This window comes from uncultured Kiloniella sp., from assembly GCF_937128705.1.
Lineage (GTDB): Bacteria > Pseudomonadota > Alphaproteobacteria > Kiloniellales > Kiloniellaceae > Kiloniella.
The window spans coordinates 1-19188 of the sequence record NZ_CAKZMP010000265.1 but is presented as its reverse complement, the minus strand read 5'-3'; the positions used below and the strand labels follow the sequence as shown (position 1 = coordinate 19188).

Annotated in this window: 18 protein-coding genes; 14 read left to right on the top strand and 4 right to left on the bottom strand. The window is 46.5% G+C overall.

Features of this window, described 5'->3' with window-relative positions; all coding sequences use genetic code 11:
• Positions 1 to 5 precede the first annotated feature (5 nt).
• The 3 genes from Q0241_RS13510 to speE all read left to right on the top strand — a co-directional run bounded on the left by Q0241_RS13510 (position 6) and on the right by speE (position 2321).
• Positions 6 to 767: a hypothetical protein gene (locus Q0241_RS13510; RefSeq protein WP_299378359.1), complete on the top strand. Its 762-nt coding sequence runs from the start codon at positions 6 to 8 to the stop codon at positions 765 to 767.
• A gap of 151 nt (positions 768 to 918) precedes the next feature.
• Positions 919 to 1476, top strand: coding sequence for an adenosylmethionine decarboxylase (speD, locus tag Q0241_RS13505; RefSeq protein ID WP_299378358.1), 558 nt, complete (start codon positions 919 to 921; stop codon positions 1474 to 1476).
• A complete protein-coding gene (speE, locus tag Q0241_RS13500; RefSeq protein WP_299378357.1) occupies positions 1473 to 2321 on the top strand; it encodes a polyamine aminopropyltransferase in 849 nt (282 codons plus the stop codon). The genes speD and speE overlap by 4 nt, the downstream gene beginning before the upstream one ends.
• Before the next feature lie 51 nt (positions 2322 to 2372).
• On the opposite strand, the gene pabB is transcribed toward speE, so the two are convergent.
• The 3 genes from pabB to ubiA form a co-directional block, all read right to left on the bottom strand.
• Entirely contained in the window at positions 2373 to 4211 is a 1839-nt protein-coding gene (pabB, locus tag Q0241_RS13495; RefSeq protein WP_299378356.1) for an aminodeoxychorismate synthase component I, read from the bottom strand.
• Between the two features lie 189 nt (positions 4212 to 4400).
• Positions 4401 to 5075: a methyltransferase gene (locus tag Q0241_RS13490; RefSeq protein WP_299378354.1), complete on the bottom strand. Its 675-nt coding sequence runs from the start codon at positions 5073 to 5075 to the stop codon at positions 4401 to 4403.
• Positions 5076 to 5086: 11 nt separating this feature from the next.
• Positions 5087 to 6031: a 4-hydroxybenzoate octaprenyltransferase gene (ubiA, locus tag Q0241_RS13485; RefSeq protein WP_299378352.1), complete on the bottom strand. Its 945-nt coding sequence runs from the start codon at positions 6029 to 6031 to the stop codon at positions 5087 to 5089.
• Between the two features lie 95 nt (positions 6032 to 6126).
• Here ubiA and Q0241_RS13480 point away from each other — a divergent pair, with 95 nt between their 5' ends.
• Entirely contained in the window at positions 6127 to 6918 is a 792-nt protein-coding gene (locus Q0241_RS13480; RefSeq protein WP_299378350.1) for a 16S rRNA (uracil(1498)-N(3))-methyltransferase, read from the top strand.
• Between the two features lie 57 nt (positions 6919 to 6975).
• Positions 6976 to 8340 (top strand): glutamate--cysteine ligase, encoded by a 1365-nt coding sequence (locus tag Q0241_RS13475; protein ID WP_299378348.1) that lies wholly within the window; start codon positions 6976 to 6978, stop codon positions 8338 to 8340.
• Between the two features lie 231 nt (positions 8341 to 8571).
• On the opposite strand, the gene tldD is transcribed toward Q0241_RS13475, so the two are convergent.
• Complete coding sequence (tldD, locus tag Q0241_RS13470) at positions 8572 to 10002, bottom strand: metalloprotease TldD (RefSeq protein WP_299378347.1); 1431 nt, start codon at positions 10000 to 10002, stop codon at positions 8572 to 8574.
• A gap of 196 nt (positions 10003 to 10198) precedes the next feature.
• Between tldD and Q0241_RS13465 the strand changes: the two genes are divergently transcribed.
• From Q0241_RS13465 to Q0241_RS13425, 9 genes are all read left to right on the top strand, one after another.
• Entirely contained in the window at positions 10199 to 11545 is a 1347-nt protein-coding gene (locus Q0241_RS13465) for a DUF3422 family protein (protein ID WP_299378346.1), read from the top strand.
• A gap of 219 nt (positions 11546 to 11764) precedes the next feature.
• Positions 11765 to 12706, top strand: a complete 942-nt coding sequence (coxB, locus tag Q0241_RS13460; RefSeq protein ID WP_299378344.1) for a cytochrome c oxidase subunit II — start codon at positions 11765 to 11767, stop codon at positions 12704 to 12706.
• 80 nt (positions 12707 to 12786) lie between these two features.
• Positions 12787 to 14388, top strand: coding sequence for a cytochrome c oxidase subunit I (ctaD, locus tag Q0241_RS13455; RefSeq protein WP_299378342.1), 1602 nt, complete (start codon positions 12787 to 12789; stop codon positions 14386 to 14388).
• A gap of 90 nt (positions 14389 to 14478) precedes the next feature.
• Positions 14479 to 15399 carry a heme o synthase gene (cyoE, locus tag Q0241_RS13450; protein ID WP_299378393.1) on the top strand — a complete coding sequence of 307 codons (921 nt, stop codon included), beginning with the start codon at positions 14479 to 14481 and terminating at the stop codon, positions 15397 to 15399.
• Position 15400: 1 nt separating this feature from the next.
• The gene (locus Q0241_RS13445) at positions 15401 to 15556 is read left to right on the top strand and encodes a hypothetical protein (RefSeq protein ID WP_299378340.1); all 156 of its coding nucleotides are present in this window, start codon (positions 15401 to 15403) and stop codon (positions 15554 to 15556) included.
• A 1-nt stretch (position 15557) separates the two neighbouring features.
• A complete protein-coding gene (locus tag Q0241_RS13440) occupies positions 15558 to 16169 on the top strand; it encodes a cytochrome c oxidase assembly protein (RefSeq protein ID WP_299378337.1) in 612 nt (203 codons plus the stop codon).
• Positions 16170 to 16203: 34 nt separating this feature from the next.
• A complete protein-coding gene (locus Q0241_RS13435; RefSeq protein ID WP_299378334.1) occupies positions 16204 to 17001 on the top strand; it encodes a cytochrome c oxidase subunit 3 in 798 nt (265 codons plus the stop codon).
• Between the two features lie 286 nt (positions 17002 to 17287).
• Positions 17288 to 18040: an SURF1 family protein gene (locus Q0241_RS13430; protein ID WP_299378332.1), complete on the top strand. Its 753-nt coding sequence runs from the start codon at positions 17288 to 17290 to the stop codon at positions 18038 to 18040.
• A gap of 51 nt (positions 18041 to 18091) precedes the next feature.
• The coding region (locus Q0241_RS13425; protein WP_299378329.1) for a carboxypeptidase M32 at positions 18092 to 19188 on the top strand (1097 nt) is incomplete at its 3' end.

Below are 19188 nucleotides of genomic sequence, written 5' to 3'. Positions count from 1 at the left end.
ATCTTATGCCCTGGGAACTTCCGCGTGACCAGAGTAGCAGGCTTCGCTTGGCAAAGGGATATCCCTTTATTGCCCCTGAAACGTCATATCTATTTGTAGATGGGCGAAGTGAAGACTTCTCTAAAGTTACTGAGTACGGGATCAAACTTTCAGATCGAAAAGCTGTTATTGCACATGGCTCAAACCGTGCGCCAGAACAGTTGTCGCGAAAGTTTGTTGGGCACCCTTCGGGGCAAGATCCGATTCCCTTAACCGCAATTTGGCTGCATGATCACGACGTGGTCTATTCCGCGCACGTCGCGCGCTATGGGTCCGTTGCTGCTGAGTTGGTATATTGTCCTGGAACCAGTGTTCAGGTTTTTCTGACATGGTTAACCGATGATCAGCTTGATCGTATGCATGAAACCGAATTGCCGGGTGGCAACTATTCCTATGGACATGTTCAATGCCAATGGGAATCGTCAGAAAATCATGATTTGCCGACTGATCCCAATCGTCTCGCCGTTTATCGTAGCTCGTTTGGGGCGTTCAATTTTCATGGCAAGCCTCTTGCCTTAAGTGCCATACCAGCAATAAATCGCAGGTATGATGCTCTTGAGCAGGAAGAGGTATTAAGGTTGGTTCACAAAGGCCATGGGGCTGACCAAGATCTTGATGATGCAATCTTGAAATCTATCGAAGCATCGCAATATAGAAGCAAGGTTGTGGAAGCTGTCAGAAAACAATCATTGGATGTTTTTCATCCTTCCTATAGTATATCCCGTTAATACACGTATTCAGTGCAGGTGAGTTTTTTCCTTGCATTTGAAAACGAGGTTCTTTAAGACCGCGCAACATCGTGGCTTTACAGGGGTTTTTTGCATTCGGCATCAAACCGCGATTGAGCCAAAGTCATCTACTGGTTGGGGAGGACGCTAAGTGTCTACTGCACACGCCCTCTTCCAATTGGGGATGGACTTGAATCAAGGTTCAAGCACCACCCAAACGGAAGAAAACGGATCCGCTTGTCGGACTGGTATTGAAACTAAAAATGTCGAAGCTTCGAATGTCGTTGCCTTGGATGAAGAGCAAAAGGATTTCTTCATTGAACGTGATGGCGAGAGGTTTGCCGGCACCCATTTGATCATTGATCTTAAAGGGGCTCGTCGGTTAGATGATTTAAAGTTTGTCGAAAATACCCTTATCGAATGTGTTGAAAGGTCCAAAGCGACCTTGCTGCATATACATTTACATCACTTTACCCCTAACGGCGGCGTTTCTGGTGTCGCGGTTTTGGCTGAATCACATATTTCCATTCATACATGGCCCGAAAAAGGCTATGCGGCATTGGATGTGTTTATGTGTGGTGATTCAGAGCCTCATAATTCAATTGATGTTCTGAAAGAAGCTTTTAGCCCTGACGAAGTTCTGGTTGAAGAAATTCGCCGTGGAAAAGAAATCAGGGGAAAAGAAATGGGTAGGACCGAAACAGAATGAAGAACTGGGTGACAGAGGAACTGCACGCAGATATTCATTCGAGTTTTCGTGTCAAAGAAGTTCTTTTCGATAATAAAACAGAACATCAGAACCTCGTTATTTATGAAAACGAGATCTATGGTCGGGTTATGGCCTTGGATGGTGTAACCCAAATTACGGAACGGGACGAGTTCATATACCATGAAATGCTTGCCCATCTTCCGATCTTCGCCCACGGAGCCGTTAAAAAGGTTCTTATTGTTGGTGGCGGTGACGGGGGCATGCTGGAAGAGGTGCTAAAACATCAAACTGTTGAGAAGGTAACAATGGTCGAGCTTGACCGAACAGTTATCGAACTTAGCAAAAAGCATCTTCCTATGATTTGTGGAAATGCGTTTGAGGATCCGCGATTAGATCTTGTGATCAAAGATGGCTGCCTTTTCATGAAGGAATGTTCGGAAAAATACGATCTTATCATCGTTGATTCGACAGACCCGATTGGCCCCGGCGAGGTTCTCTTTACAGATAACTTCTACACAGATTGCAAATCATGTCTCGAAGAGGGCGGCATTCTTGTCACCCAGAACGGGGTCCCGTTTTTGCAGGCTGATGAGCTGAAATCCACATTGACGTTCTTTAAGCCGATCTTTGCCGAGGCGACATGCTATCTGGCCACAGTGCCAACTTATGTTGGTGGCCCGATGGCTTTTGGTTGGGGAACGGATCAAAAGGGTTTGAAGGATATATCACTGGATCAATTAGAAGCACGCTATAAGGCGGCTGCTATTGAGACCAAGTATTATACGCCAGAGATCCACCGAGCAGCCTTTGCTCTTCCTGGATATGTTCAGAAACTGGTTGCATAATCTAACGGATTAGCCTTTTCAAGACGTTCGGTTTATATACGAAGGGAGCTTCTATGCTCCCTTTTCTATTTCCTGCGAAATGCACTGAGCGCGCATTAGATTACGAACCGAATTTCCAAAGAAAACGGTGTCTGCTACTGCAAGATCATCAAGTGTTAGAACTTTTTCTGTGATGTCTTTGTAACCTGTTTTGAGCAGGTACGTTCTGAATGTACCATTTAAGACGCCACTGGAAATAGGCGGTGTGAACAGCTTGCCATCAATTTCGATAAAGACATTGGTGCGTGCGCCTTCTGTAATCTCACCATGTTCGTTGGTGAATAAGACTTCTGTGCAACCTGTGAGCTGATTTTGTCTGGCAAGTTCGTCTTCGTAAAACTCTCGACGGGTTGTTTTATGGTAAAAGAATATATCACTGCTATCGGCAGTCTTTTCTGAAACGACATAGCCTATAGGCTTTTGAGGATCGGGTTGCTCTATTGATGTGGCTGTGACTGTTGTCGAGCCATCTTTATGCAGTAAAAGCCTGACGCGCTGTGTACCCTTGAGCTCTAGGCTTTGCAAAGCCGAACATACATTTTCTTTCTCAAAAGGATAAGCGAAGAAACCTGCAGAATTTTCAAGACGTTCAAGATGTTCTTCAAGAAGGAAATACCCCGTTTCTTCTTCCCATCGTAGTGTTTCTATCAGATCAAAAAGGGGTTTTGCGTATCCAGCCAAATTGCCTGACAGGAACTGTCCTTTGAGAAGGCATTCTTGGTATTCAGCTTCAGGACTGGAATCGTACACAATGCCACTACCAATACCCATTTCACCTTTGCCCATTTTGTCCATCATCAGGGTGCGAATGGCGACATTAAATCTGGTATCGCCGTTGGGTGCGATATGTCCGATACTTCCTGTATAGACGCCACGGGGCTGTTCTTCCAACTCGGAAATGATTTCCATGGTGCGCACTTTGGGGGCGCCGGTTATTGAGCCACAAGGGAAAAGCTGCGTGATAAGGTCAATGGGGCTTACTTCGGATCGAAGCTTCCCGACGATATTCGACGTCATTTGGTGCAGAGAACGATAAGTTTCGACCGTAAAGAGTTCAGTAACCTCTATGGAACCAACTTCGCATACGCGTCCCATATCGTTTCTCAAAAGATCAACAATCATCAGGTTCTCAGCACGTGATTTTTCGTCTTTTGTGAGCCAGACTTTATTTTCGTTGTCTTCTTTGGGGCTTTTTCCGCGCTGGACAGTCCCCTTCATTGGTCGGGTTCGTGCTTTGGGCCCTTGCGTTGACAGGAATATTTCAGGGGATAGAGAGAGAATAGAATGGTGACCTGTTTCAATATAGGCACCATTGCTGACATTCTGTCGCTGCCTGAGTTCCTGAAATAAGGCTATTGGGTCGCCGGATATATCAAAATGATGTTTGAACGTGTAGTTAACCTGATAGGTGTCGCCGGCTGCGATATAATCCTGAACTTTGTGAATGGCGGTACAATAGCTTTGCTCATCCATTGAAGGTTTCAGGTTTGTAAGATTGTAATCACCGGACCGTTGTTTTGCGAGGAACTTATGTGCTTCTGCCGGATTAAGGGAGATTGCTTCTTCGAAGGATCCAAACCACAGTAAAGGAGCATTACGGCTTGTGTCCGGTGGTAGTAAACACGAAAGCTTGTCTTCGAGAAGGTAGCCTAACTCATAAGATAAAAAGCCAGCTAAGTGCTTTCCAGCTTGTCTTTCCTGGTCCATCAAAGCGAAAGTCGCATTCAGCTTCTCGGGACTATTACAGCTAATGATATTACTTGGATTGATGAACAAAACCGAACCTTTGCCAGAGAGCGTGTCATCCAGCAGTACAAATGGTTTTGTTTGCTTCTGTAAGTACTCGTTCATCAGGCCAACAGTCGGTTCAATTTAACAGGAGAGCTTTAGCGTGCTCTTACACTCAGGTCCAGTTTTAAGCTTACTTGTCAGAGGTTATCGTCAAAAAAACAAGGTGTAATCTTATTCCAAGCTTAGCAGCAGTCAGATAGCGTCTTGTTATAATGAGAAACCGTAGTCAGAAAAAGATTAATGCGCTTTTTATGAAGATTGTTCATCCCGAGGGAATTCCCAAACACAGGCATTTCGTACATCGGTATCTTCCAAGGCAGAGGATGTCTGTACACCATAAGAGATTAATTTCTTTAATCCAGACTTTGGAAGGTAGGTTCTTCCCGGGTCCCCTATCAGAACGATCACGCCTGTCTTGGAAAGTTGCCTAAGCCAAGATGTGATTTCTTTGGCCATTGGTCCTTCATAACAAACATCGCCTGCGAGGATCACGTCCCAACCCTGGTTGTCTTTTCCCACCAAATTCTCTGTCGTCGTTGCGAGACTTACGTTGTTTTGTTCAGCATTCAATTCTGTGGCGGCGATGGCAAAGGGATCAATATCAGCAGCAAGGACTGTCTTTGCCTCTGACATCTTTGCAGCTATGGCTTGTATGCCACATCCACAAGCAAAATCGAGAACGCGTTTGTCCCGGACAATGTCAGGGTTATCCAAAATGTATTGAGAGAGAGCTTGGCCGCCAGCCCAAGCAAAAGCCCAGAAGGGCGTGGGAAGTTGTAGCTTATCTAGCTCTTCTTCGCCCAGTTGCCATAGCGGTAGATCCTGACAGGCCAGATAAAGTTCTATTTCATCTCCAAGAAGCGGCGTCCCCGTTGATCGAGTGTTTTGGGTGATGAAATTCTTGGGGTTGGAAATTGGCGTCATTTAAGGTTGGGCTATTTGATTGTAGCGGCAAGGTAGATCCCAGCCAGAAAAATCCATCCAATATTTCTATTGGATTTGAACTTGTTTAAGCAGTCGGCTGGATCATCAATCTGAACGGTGGTTACTTGCCAGAAGAAATGAGAGGCCAAACCTGCAATTCCCAGCCAAAAAGGCCATTGTAAGCCCATAATAAATCCTGCTGCGGCAAAGCAGAGCGTACAAATGCTGTAAAAGAGCACGAGCCAATGCTTTGTTTTGTTTCCCAGTTTCAATGCGGTGGATTTCACACCGACCAATGCATCGTCCTCTTTATCCTGATGTGCATAAATAGTGTCGTACCCAAGTGTCCAGGCAATCCCGCCGATATAAATGAGAAGAGGGGGGAGGCTGAGGTCGCCTCGTACAGCGGCCCAACCAACCAAGGCACCCCAGTTGAAGGTCAGGCCAAGCCATGCTTGGGGCCAATAGGTTATGCGCTTCATAAAGGGATAGCAGATCACCAGCAATATGGCTGATGCGGCTAAAATAATGGTGTAGGTGTTGAACTGAGATAATACCGCGAGCCCAATGGTAAGTTGAAGGGCAAGGAAGGCCACGGCTTGTCTCATGGATAACTCACCACTGGCCAGAGGACGTGTGGCAGTGCGCGCTACCTTCTTGTCATACTCTCGATCAGCCATATCGTTTATAGTGCAGCCCGCGCCCCTCATTGTAAGGGCGCCGATTGCAAAGAGTGCCATGAAATAGAGCGGTGCAAAGGGACTGCCGATTTGATAGCCGGGCGCACTGGTTGCCAATAACATTGACCACCAACAGGGGAAGAGTAACAGCCAAGTTCCAATCGGGCGATCCAGTCTTGCCAGACGCAGATATGGTCGTATCCATGCAGGAGATATTCTGATGATTAAACGATCATTCGCGATGTCACTGGCATTGTCGCTGGCATTATTGGTCATATCGGCGTTGTGTTATCTCTTTTGGGGGTGTTATCTACTTGTTTAATTATGAGTGATACACCTGAAGTACTGCTTTGTGAAGGTAGGTTCGAGAGATGGAACGTGTTGTAACCAGACTCTATGTTGAAGAAAGCTTGAGCCAAGGGGCTACTGTTGGCCTTGATGCCGCGGGTGCGCATTACCTGCGGTCTGTCTTGCGACTTAACACGGGCGCACGAATCGGTCTTTTTAATGAGCGAGACGGCGAATGGCTTGGTGTGATCGAGGGATTGGGCAAGGGATGGTGTTCGCTACATATTCAAGAGCAGCGCCGTAAACCTGCACCGGAACCTGATATTTGGCTGGTATTTGCGCCAATTAAGCGTTCGAGGATAGACTTCCTTGCCGAAAAAGCCGGAGAACTTGGTTGTTCACGCATCTTGCCAGTTTTTACCCGTTACACGGATGTTAAGCGAATTAACCGTGATCGGCTTGCTGCACATGCAAAGGAATCAGCCGAACAATGTGAACGCTTGTCGGTAACAGAAGTTGATGATGCCGTATCATTGGACAAACTCATCGATAAATGGCCTGATGACAGGCGTTTAATGGTTTGTGCGGAATTTGGCGATGCAAAGCCGATTGCAGAAACTCTAACAGAAATACTGGTTAAAGAGCCAGATGCCGGTCAACGCCCTTGGGCAGTTTTAATCGGTCCGGAAGGCGGTTTTGCTGAAGAAGAGCTTGAAGCTCTTCGTCGCCTTCCTTATGTGACACCAATAGGTCTTGGTCCAAGGGTACTTCGGGCTGATACCGCTGCTGTTGCAGCCCTGTCATGTTGGCAGGCAATATTAGGAGATGGGGGTATGCGCCCACCAAAAGGTACAACGCCGGTCACGGTTGCCTGAATTCAGGCAATTCTGAGTTTTTATTTTAAACGACGACCGAATAAATGGAATGTAAATATGTCCGACGCTTCTTCCTCATCAACCGTAATTACGGATAAAGCCCAACTGATTTCCTATCTGGAAAGCGGTAATAAACCTAAAGATCAATGGCGCATTGGGACAGAGCATGAAAAGTTCGCTTTTTGTGATGAGACTTTTAAATCGCTGAAATACGATGGTGAAAAATCAATCAAGATGATCCTTGAAGGTCTTGCCAATCGGTTTGGCTGGACCCCGGGTTATGAAGGCGACAATATTATTGCGCTAACAGATAGCGGCGCTTCGGTCACATTGGAACCCGGTGGACAGCTTGAGCTTTCTGGTGCTCCTTTGGAGACAGTGCACGATACCTGCCGTGAAGTGCACTCTCACCTGCATCAGGTTAAGGAAATTACCGAACCGCTTGGCATTCATATGCTTGGAATGGGGTTCAATCCGAAATGGGGGCAGGAAGGCGTCAACTGGATGCCAAAGGGCCGATACAAGATTATGCGCGAATATATGCCAAAACGCGGTAATCTTGGTCTAGATATGATGACGCTAAGCTGTACTGTTCAGGTTAATCTGGATTTTTCCAGCGAGCAGGACATGATCCACAAATTTCGTACCAGCTTGGCATTGCAGCCTATTGCAACGGCCCTTTTTGCGAATTCTCCCTTTAGCTATGGTAAACCCAACGGGTTCTTGAGCTATCGTAGCCATCTGTGGACTGATACTGATCCTGACCGCTGTGGCATGCTTTCTTTTGTGTTCGAAGATGGTATGAGCTTTGAGCGCTATGTGGATTACGTTCTCGATGTGCCAATGTATTTTGTTTATCGCGATGGTAAATATTTGGATGCCAGCGGTGAATCGTTCCGTGATTTTATGCAGGGAAAATTGAAAATACTCCCCGGCGAATTGCCAACGTTAAAAGATTGGGATGACCATATTACGACGGCTTTCCCCGAAGTGCGAATGAAAAAATTCCTGGAAATGCGCGGTGCTGATGGTGGCCCGTGGAAATCTCTGTGTGCTTTACCTGCTTTGTGGGTTGGCCTGCTTTATGATCAATCCGCGCTGGATGCCGCATGGGATCTGGTGAAAGACTGGACGGATGAAGAGCGCCAATTGTTGAGAGCGGAAGTCCCGGCCAAGGGCTTATCTGCGGTCGTCCGTGGCCAGAAACTTCAAGGCTTGGCAGAGGAAGTCGTAAAAATAGCAGCCAGCGGTCTGGAAAACAGAGGACGTGTTGATGGCCAAGGACGTGATGAAGTTCACTTCCTTAATACGTTGATGGAGACAGCTGAAAGCGGAGTTACCCCAGCTGAAGAAAAGCTCAAAGCTTATTATGAACGCTGGAACGAGTCCGTTGACCCTGCATTTATTGAGTATGCTTATTAAGTAAGCCTCACGACTAAGTGAGGTACTCGACGCAGTTAAGTGACTTAATTTAAAGGCTGATTACTCTTTATGTGAGTGATCAGCCTTTTTTTTGAAAAGATCGCAAAAAAAGCCCCGGAATTAACCGGGGCATTAAAATATCGATACAAGGGTCGATAGGAGGTTGTATTTAGAATACTACTTTAAATTGAATTAAGGAAGTATTAATTTACAACCCAAGTGTTCTTTGGTTTAGGCAGTACCGCCAACAGTAATGCCATTGATCAAAAGAGTGGGCTGTCCAACACCAACGGGAACGCCTTGGCCGTTTTTGCCGCAAGTGCCAACGCCATCATCCATTTCCATATCGTTACCAACCATGGAAATTTTTTGCATGGCATCAGGACCGTTTCCTATCAAAGTGGCACCTTTTACAGCTTCCCCGACAATACCGTCTTTGACTTTATAAGCTTCCGTGCAGGCAAAAACGAATTTACCTGACGTGATATCGACCTGACCGCCGCCAAAATTCACAGCGTAAATGCCATCCTTCACAGATTTAAGCATTTCCTTGGGATCGTGTTCGCCGTTCAGCATCACTGTGTTTGTCATGCGTGGCATTGGAATGTGGGCATAGCTTTGTCGACGACCGTTGCCTGTAGAATTCTCGCCCATTAGTCGAGCATTTTGACGATCCTGCATGTATCCAACAAGAAGGCCGTCTTCAATCAGGGTTGTGCATTGAGACGGCGTGCCTTCGTCATCAACCGAGATTGATCCCCGGCGATCCGCGATGGTGCCGTCATCAACGACGGTAACACCTTTAGAGGCAACGCGTTCACCAACACGATCACTAAAGGTTGATGTTTTTTTACGGTTGAAGTCACCTTCCAGACCATGACCAACGGCTTCGTGCAGTAGAATTCCAGGCCACCCAGGACCAAGAATGACCTGCATTTCACCAGCAGGTGCGGGAACAGCATCCAAATTAACAAGTGCTCGCCGAATAGCCTCGTCAGTTCCTTTTTGCCAATAAGCTGGATCAAGCAGGCTGTCATAAACAAAGCGGCCACCGCCACCATAGGACCCACTTTCCATCTTGTCTCCTTGGGCAACAGTGACTGAAATGTTTAGACGTACCAACGGGCGGATATCAGCAACTTTGTGGGCATCAGCGCGAATAATCTGTACGGCTTGCCATTCGCCGGAAATAGATGCGCTAACCTGAACTACTCGAGAATCCCTTGCGCGGGCATAGGCATCAATATCACTGAGCACTTTGATTTTGGTTTCAAAAGCACAGGCAGATAGGGGGTTGTCTTCGGTGTAAAGCGCTGAGTTTGTTCCTTGTGGCGAACCTGCCATAGTGCCGGAATGTCCGCTGTGAACGGCTTGGACAGTATTCACCGCGCGTTTTATGGCCTCTTCACTCAGGTCGCTTGCATGGGCATAGCCAGCACTGTCACCAGCAATTGCACGAAGTCCAAATCCTTGAGATGTGTCAAAGCTGGCGTTTTTCAGTCGTCCATCGTCGAAAACCATACCTTCGGATTGGCGGTATTCAAGATAGAGCTCACCATCGTCGGCACCTGTGAGTGCATTATTGACAATGTTTTCCAGCCGTTTTTGATCCAAATTGGTGCGGTTGAAAAAGAGATCGTCGGTTGTGGCAATGTAGCTCATAAATGGATTCCTTTAATATACCTTTGCAGACAATATAGGTGCTCAATGTGAGAAGGCCAATGATCTTGACTTCCAAATTAAAGAGAATCTTGTCAAACTTCATTTTGTCAAAAGGCAAAAAACGCTTCTACGGAATAAAGCGGACTAAAAGAGCTCTGTTAAAAAGACAGAAATAAGGTCGATATAAGGAACAAAAATGTTGCGCGATCACCCCTTACGGGTTGAGCTTTGTAATGAATTACATGCAAGGCCATTTACCCAGCTGACTGGTCCAGAAACTATCACTCATATAGGAATGTTATCAGGAGAAAACAAAGCCGAAGAGGAAAGAGCCCATGTGGGGTTGTTATGCCAACGTTTTAACGTGGCAGCACCAGCCCCAGGAACGAAACATTTTATGGCTGACCTAGGTCACTTTTACGTGGTTTGGGAGCGTCATACAGAATTTTCCACTTACACTTTTTTTCGCAACAGAAAAGATCCGGATCGAAAGCAGTACGATACGGCACCAAGTGTTCAAAAGCCAAAACAGGCATATCATAAACCTTTCTCAAAGACGGCAATAGAACTGGTACCTGTGGATTGGCTTAATGCCGTACCGGGTCAAAGACTGGTCGGTGTGCATCTTGAACTCGAAGGTCACGATGCACCGGAGCGCACGATGCAGGAGCAAGTTTCTTTCTTTCCTACGGGGCATCTATCTGCCTGTACACTACGTGGTGGACTTGCCGGTGTTTGGATGGATTTTAGCATTAACGAGGACGGGTATGGCCGCATCCTTATTAAAGATTACGGTTTGAAACCAAGACAAATAGGGCGTGCTGTTCAACGGTTGCTCGAAATTGATACCTATCGAATGATGGCCCTTCTCTCTCTTCCTCTGGCACAGCAATATGGGGATCGTTTGGCAAAAGCAGGGCGCGCGCTAAAGGATATAACGACGCGTATGACCGACCGCCGGGATGTGGATAACGAAAAGCAGTTGCTGAGCGAGTTGACTGAGCTATCGGCTGAAATTGAGCAGGCTGCAGCTGCTACCAACTATCGGTTTTCAGCGTCGAAAGCTTATCACGAACTGGTTAAACAGCGAATCTTGAAGTTGAAAGAAGGGAACATGGATGGCTTTCAACGGATGGAAAGTTTTCTTGATCGGCGTCTAACCCCGGCAATGCGAACTTGTGAGGCGATGGCATTGCGTTTGGATACACTTTCTAAAAGGGTTGCGCGGGCTGGACAGTTATTGAGAACGCGTGTTGATATTCAACTGGAGGAACAGAACTCTGCACTTCTGAAGTCTATGGATAAAAGAGCAAGTATTCAGCTGAGATTACAGGAGACAGTAGAAGGTCTTTCTGTGGCGGCGATCAGTTACTATGTCGTTAGCTTGATTTACTATTTGGCAAAGGGGGTTAATACCGCTGGAGTCGATATAAACGCGTCTATTGTTGCGGCTGTATCTATCCCGTTTGTTGTTGCTGCGTTATGGTTAGGTGTACGCCGTGTCCGTAAAATAGTTGAGCAGGAAAGTCGGAATTCACACTAAGAATTAAATGTAAAACGCGCAGATTTATGAGGTAAATGGGGTTCTGCGTCATAAGGTCGCAACCCGGGGACGGGCTTCCCGGGAAGGAGTATAGTTCACTTAATGTTTATCTTTTGGTAGCTTAAAGCATCTACTATGCGTAATTCTTGTGTATCTGGGGCTTGTCCTCTCGGGTTTCAATAGGGTAGGTTGCGCCAGAATAACTTTGGAGTCCAGCTAGTGTCAGAATCATCCATTCTGTATATTAGTCTTGGAATCGGGAAAGATACTTTGATCCTGATCAATTCAGGAACAAAAGTTGATATAAAAAAACAGGATGTTGAGTACATGACGTTTCTGAAACGGATTGCCTATCTAATTAGTGCTGTTGCACTGTTCGGCGGTTTGGCTGCTACTGGTCACGCCTCTCAGCCAGTCGAATGGGGTCTTGGTCTTCAAGATGCCGCTTCTCCGACTGCTGTTGCATTGGGAGAATTTCACGAGCTACTGCTTTATATTATTGTCGCAGTTTGTGTCGTTGTTCTGGTTCTGATGCTTTATGTGATGTTCCGTTTTTCTGAAAAACGGAACCCTGTCCCATCAAAGACAAGCCATAACACGCTGCTTGAAATTATCTGGACTGCTGTTCCGGTAATCATTTTGGTGATTATTGCGATACCTTCGTTCAAAATTCTTTATGCGGCGGACAGTAATCCTGATACCGAGATGACGATCAAAGCGATCGGAAAACAGTGGTATTGGTCTTATGAATATCCTGACCAAGGCGATTTCACATTTGACGCTTATATGAAGTCAGAAGATGAACTGGAATCTGGTGAGCCACGTTTGTTGACGACGGATAACGCGATTGTGGTCCCTGTTAACACGAAAGTTCGTCTCTTGGTAACTGGTGATGACGTTATTCACTCTTTTGCAATGCCTTCTATGGGCTTGAAGCTCGATGGCGTACCTGGGCGTATCAATGAGACTTGGTTCGAAGTGAACTCAGAAGGTACATACTACGGTCAGTGTTCAGAGATTTGTGGCACAGGCCATTCCTATATGCCGATCATGATCAAAGCCGTTTCCAAAGAAGAGTTCGACAAATGGGTTGAGTTCGCCAAGGAAGAATTTGCTGCGATTGAAGATGATCGTTCCGTACAGGTTGCTCAGCTTAACTGAGAAGCTTCGATAGATTTCGCCGTTCAATCGGTTATAGCGCCAAGAGAAGCGCTTAAAGAAACGAAATGAGGATTTGAGATATGGGTACTGCTGCTGAAGCCCATCACGACCATGATCACATGCCGGGATTCTTTACCCGTTGGTTCTGTTCAACCAACCATAAAGACATCGGTATTTTGTATCTGGTCTTTTCAGTAATCGCTGCTTTGATCGGTGGCGCATTTTCCGTTTACATGCGTTTGGAGCTTCAAGAGCCAGGCGTACAATACTTTTTGACTGATGGTGAACCAAACGGTCAGTGGTGGAACGTTGTTGTTACGGCACACGGTTTCATCATGGTGTTCTTTGTGGTTATGCCTGCGATGATCGGTGGTTTCGGGAACTACTTTGTTCCTTTGATGATCGGTGCACCGGATATGGCCTTCCCACGTATGAACAACATTTCCTTCTGGTTGATTGTTCCTGCGTTCCTTCTGCTGCTTGGCTCTGCGCTGGTCGGAGAGGGTGCGGGTACCGGGTGGACGGTTTATCCACCGCTCTCATCTTTTGGGCAATCGGGACCGTCGGTTGATATGGCGATTTTTGCCCTCCATCTGGCGGGTGCATCATCCATTCTTGGTGCGGTGAATTTTATCACAACAATCTTTAACATGCGTGCGCCAGGCATGACCCTGCACAAGATGCCTCTTTTTGTATGGTCCATGCTTGTGACGGCTTTCTTGTTGCTTTTGGCGGTTCCTGTTCTTGGTGGTGCGATCACTATGTTGCTGACAGATCGTAACTTCGGAACATCTTTCTTCGATCCGGCCAAAGGTGGTGATCCGATCCTGTATCAGCATCTGTTCTGGTTCTTTGGCCACCCCGAAGTGTACATTATGATCCTGCCTGGATTTGGTATCATTTCTCACATCATTTCGACCTTTAGCCGTAAACCTGTGTTTGGTTATCTCGGCATGGCCTATGCTATGTGTGCGATTGGTTTCGTTGGCTTCGTTGTTTGGGCGCACCACATGTACACCGTTGGTTTGGACGTAAATACACGTGCTTACTTTACAACGGCTACGCTGGTTATTGCTGTACCTACCGGGATTAAGATCTTCTCTTGGATTGCGACAATGTGGGGTGGTTCACTCCGCTTCTCTGTACCTATGGTCTGGGCGCTTGGTTTCATCTTCCTCTTTACTGTTGGTGGTGTAACCGGGGTTGTTCTTGCGAACTCTGGTATGGATCTGGCGATGCATGACACCTACTATGTTGTGGCGCACTTCCACTACGTTCTCAGCCTTGGTGCTGTTTTTGGCATTATCGCTGGTATGTATTACTGGATGGGTAAAATGTCTGGTCGCGATTATCCGGCATGGGCAGGCTATCTGCATTTTGTTCTGACGTTTGTTGGGGTGAACATGATCTTCTTCCCTCAGCACTTCCTCGGACTACAGGGAATGCCGCGCCGTTATGTTGATTATCCTGACGCCTATGCTGGCTTCAATGCGATTTCATCATATGGTGCGTACATTACCTTTGCTGCGACTATATTCTTTGTTCTACTAACTATCTGGACAATGAAATTCGGTCGTCGTGTTGAAGCTAATCCATGGGGAGAAAGTGCAACGACGCTAGAGTGGACAGTATCTTCTCCTCCACCGTTCCACTGCTTTAACGAGCTGCCAAAAATAAAATAACGGTAGTTAAGTATAGATCCGGCCATTTCATCGCATTATTCGATGTTAATGGCCGGATTTAATCAGGAGTAAATTGTGACCGATACATCTATGGAAAATACAACAACAACTGATACTGCTTCTTTAAGCGGTGTTGCGCAGGTTGCTGATTTCTGGGCTTTGATGAAGCCGGGTGTCATGTACCTTGTTGTGTTCACTGGATTCTCCGGTTTGATGGTTGCTCCGGGCACTATTCATCCATTCCTTGGAATTATTGCCCTGTTCTGCATTGCGATTGCATCTGGTGGCGCCGGAGCAATTAACATGTGGTATGACCGCGATATTGACGCGATCATGACACGTACGAAAAAACGCCCGATCCCGGCTGGTCGTATGGCACCGGACGTTGCCTTGAGTTTTGGAGTGATCCTCAGCCTGTTTTCTGTGATGATCATGGGCTTAGCGGTTAATTGGACCGCTGCAGCACTTCTGGCTTTAGCCAACGGTTTTTATGTTTTTGTATACACAATGTTCCTAAAACGCCGCACGCCACAAAACATTGTCATTGGTGGGGCTGCCGGCGCGTTCCCTCCGATGATTGGCTGGGCGGCTGTAACAGGAACTGTCTCTATTGAATCTATTGTTCTGTTCTTGGTTATCTTTATGTGGACGCCGCCTCATTTTTGGGCCTTGGCGCTTTATAAAGATGGCGATTACGCTGCTGCTAAAGTGCCGATGTTGCCAGTTGTTTCTGGTCGTGAGAATACTAAGTGGCAAATGCTGGTTTATACTATTGCCCTTTTCCCTGTTGTTCTGGCGCCAGTATACTTCAATGTTGCTGGTCTGCTGTATGGGGCTGTCGCGCTGATCGCGAGTTCGTATTTTCTATGGCTGAACATCAAGGTGCTGCGTTCTGAAGAAGATCGCCATGCTCGCAAGATGTTCTTTTATTCTATTCTATATCTCTTTGTTCTCTTTGCCGTTCTTATTATTGATCGAACGCCAGGTATTTTGAGTTTGATTGGTGGTTAATATGTCTGAAGACAAAACAAAAAAATATGAAACTGTGGAAAATTCGGAAGAAATCCATAAACAGAGAAAACGCCGCAACTGGGCTATTTTGGGCGTTTTACTTGGTTTCATTGCACTTGTGTATGCGGTCACGATCGTAAAGATGGGAATGAAGTAGCATGTCTGTCGCTGGCGATAAAAATGCGCGCGTTGCAATCATTCTGGGCGGTGTTGTCTGTGGAATGGTGGCGTTGGCTTTTGCATCCGTGCCACTGTATAAGCTGTTTTGTCAGGTCACAGGATATGGTGGCACAACACAGGTTTCTGAAGCTGGAGCAACGGACGATCTGGTCGTTAGTGATCGTGATGTGACTATTCGATTTGATTCTTCGGTGAATGGAGATTTGCCTTGGCACTTTAAGCCTGCGCAGCGCGCGGTTGATCTTAAGGTCGGGGAAGAAGGAATTGCGTTTTATCGCGCAAAAAATACGTCTGATGATAAGGTTAAAGGTGTTGCCACATTTAATGTGACACCGCTAAAGGCTGGTCAGTATTTCGTAAAAGTAGATTGTTTCTGTTTTTCAGAGCAGACTTTGTTGCCGGGACAAGAAGTTGACATGCCTGTCACTTTCTACGTCGATCCGGAAATAGAGAATGATCCGAATCTCAGTGACGTAAAAACAATCACTCTATCATACACTTTCTTCCGGGATACTGAAGAAGAAGATAGTGTGGATGTGGGTGATTTGGGTAATGACACCGGAAATAAACCGGTTGTAGAGGTCAATTAACAATACGCAATAGCGTCTGGTTAAGAGGGATATCATGAGTGCAGGGCACGACGAAGTAAAACATCCGTATCATTTGGTTGATCCAAGCCCTTGGCCTTTGCTGACAGCTTTTGCTGCTGGCTTGATGGCGACAGGTCTTGTTTTGATGATGCACGACTATACAAATATAGTTCTTTTTGCGGGTATCGCATCGGTTCTTATTTGTACGTATGGCTGGTGGCGTGACGTGGTGAACGAAGCTTATGTTCGTCACCTTCATACCCCTGTGGTTCGTATTGGTCTGCGGTACGGGATGGTACTATTCATCGCTTCTGAAGTAATGTTCTTTGTTGCATTCTTCTGGGCATATTTCACGGCGGCGTTCTATCCGAGTGAAGTTATCGGGGGCGTTTGGCCGCCAGCTGATGTTGTAACGTTTGATGCATTTGATCTGCCGTTTTTGAACACGCTGATCCTACTGCTGTCCGGTTGTTCCGTGACTTGGGCGCATCATGCGATCTTGAACAGTCAACAGAAGCAAGCGGTACATGCTTTGATGATTACTGTCGGTCTTGGCGTGATTTTTACGGCACTTCAGGCTTTCGAATACAGCCACGCTGCATTCGGGTTCACAGATAATATCTATTCTTCTACCTTCTACATGGCGACCGGTTTCCACGGTTTCCACGTTATCGTTGGTACCATTTTCCTTTTTGTATGTTTGATCCGTACAAAAAAAGGTCACTTCACACCTGAAGCCCATGTTGGCTTTGAGGCGGCTGCTTGGTACTGGCATTTCGTGGACGTTGTCTGGTTGTTCCTATTTGTTGCTGTTTACTGGTGGGGTGGCTAAGTCCAGCCTATCAGGGCAACCTGAAACAGTATCGGTTTGAAAGAAGGCCGTGCCTGAAACGCAAGTGAAATTCACATTTCACCCGTTAAGGCACGGCCTTCTTCTTTCTATGTTTCCAAGTATGCCTTTGGGAATGTCACTGGAGATGTCTTCGACCTTTTACATTCGCCCTATGTTTAAGAGATTTTCTTGTCAGAGGGCCTCAATCGCTTTGCTCTGTTCTTGCAAAGGCCTTATGGTGGCGCTCGAATATTATTAAAAGCAAGCGACACAGGATTTGTCGATTATGACCAAAGGCACTTTACGCCGTTTCCAGCCAACTTTTTGGCCTACGATGTTTACTATTCCCGTCGTTTTGATTGCGATTGCTCTGGGCACTTGGCAGTTATCACGCATGGAATGGAAAAAAGATCAAATTGCGTTACGAACAGATCGCGCTTCTGCTGTGGCTATTTCTTTTTCTGAAACATATCCCGGCGAAGTTGCTGACCCGCAAGCTGATGAGTTTATCAATGTCTGGGTAGAGGGTGAGTTCCTGCATGATAAAGAGCTTATCATGGGGGCACGTTCATTGGATCGGCAGTTAGGCATCCAGATTATTACCCCTTTTGTGATGACGGATGGGCGACAAATTCTGATCAACCGTGGTTTTGTTCCTTCTGAGTTTAAAGCGCCTGCCTCTCGGCCTGAAGGTCAGGTTGATGGGCCCGTTAAAATAGAAGGTCTTCTTCGCGTTGGTGGATGGAAGGGGTATGAATTTGTGCGCCCAGTCAATGATCCCGAAGATAACTTCTGGTTTTATACAGATATCAAAGAAATGAGCCAGAAAACGGATCTGTCTAATCCGGTGATGAGTGTCTATCTTGATGCAGGCCCTACGGCTAATCCGGGGGGATATCCTCTTGGCGGGCAAACGCGTATAGCTTTGGTGAATAATCATCTGGAATACGTTATTACTTGGTATGCTATGGCTTTGATTCTTGCCGTGATTTATTTCATCTATCATTATCGCCCTGTTGAAAAATTGGAAGACGATTAAATTACAATCGCTCGTCTTGTGAATGGTTTGTTGCCTGATTGGGAATGTAAAATGTCAGCTTATCTTGCTCTTGAAAAAAAATTCCGCCGGATGAACGCTATTGGTGAAGCCAGCGGTGTATTAGGTTGGGATATGTCGACAGTAATGCCTGCTGGTGGTGCCGAAGCCAGAATGGAACAGCTTGCTGCTCTTAGTGGTGTTCAGCATGAAATTCTGACCAGCAGTGAAGTGGAAGACTTGTTTGCGCAAGCTCTGGAAAGCAAAGGGGATCTTGGTAGCTGGCAGTTGGCTAATCTGCGTGAGATGCAGCGAATCTGGCGTCATGCAACGGCACTCGATGGCGATTTTGTCGAAGCGCAAACCAAAGCTGGCAAACGCTGTGAGATGATCTGGCGTGAAGCCCGACCGAATAATGATTTTGCTTCGATCCTGCCTGCGATGAAAGAAGTGCTTAACCTCACGCAGCAAGAAGCCAAGATCAAAGCCGAGCTTTTTCAGTGCGATACCTATGATGCTTTGCTGGATCATTTCGAGCCTGGCGGAAAATTAATGCGCATTGATGCGATTTTTGATGACTTAGCGACATTCCTACCAGACTTCACACAGTCAGTACTGGAAAAACAGGCATCAGAAGCCGCAGCAGTGATGCCTGATGGGCCGTTTTCTGTAAAAGCGCAAGAAGCTCTGGGACGAGAAATGATCAAGGCTGTGGGCTTTGATTTCAATAATGGCCGTCTTGATGTGAGCTTGCATCCTTTCTGTGGTGGTGTGCCTGATGATATTCGGATAACAACACGGTATGACGAAACAGATTTTATGACGTCGCTGATGGGTGTCCTTCATGAAACCGGGCACGCGATGTACGAGCGCAACCTTCCAAAGGATTGGCGTCTTCAGCCTGTTGGCTCTGCGCGCGGTATGACAATGCATGAAAGCCAATCGCTTATTATTGAAATGCAGGCGAGCCGAAGTGAAGAGTTTGTCTCATTCGTTGCGGAGAAAGCAAAAGCAGCGTTTGGTGGTCATGGGACTGCTTGGGCACCGGAAAACATGCAACGCATTTATAACAAGGTTAAGCCTGATTTTATACGGGTTGATGCCGATGAAGTTACCTATCCATCGCACGTTATTCTGCGCTACCGTCTGGA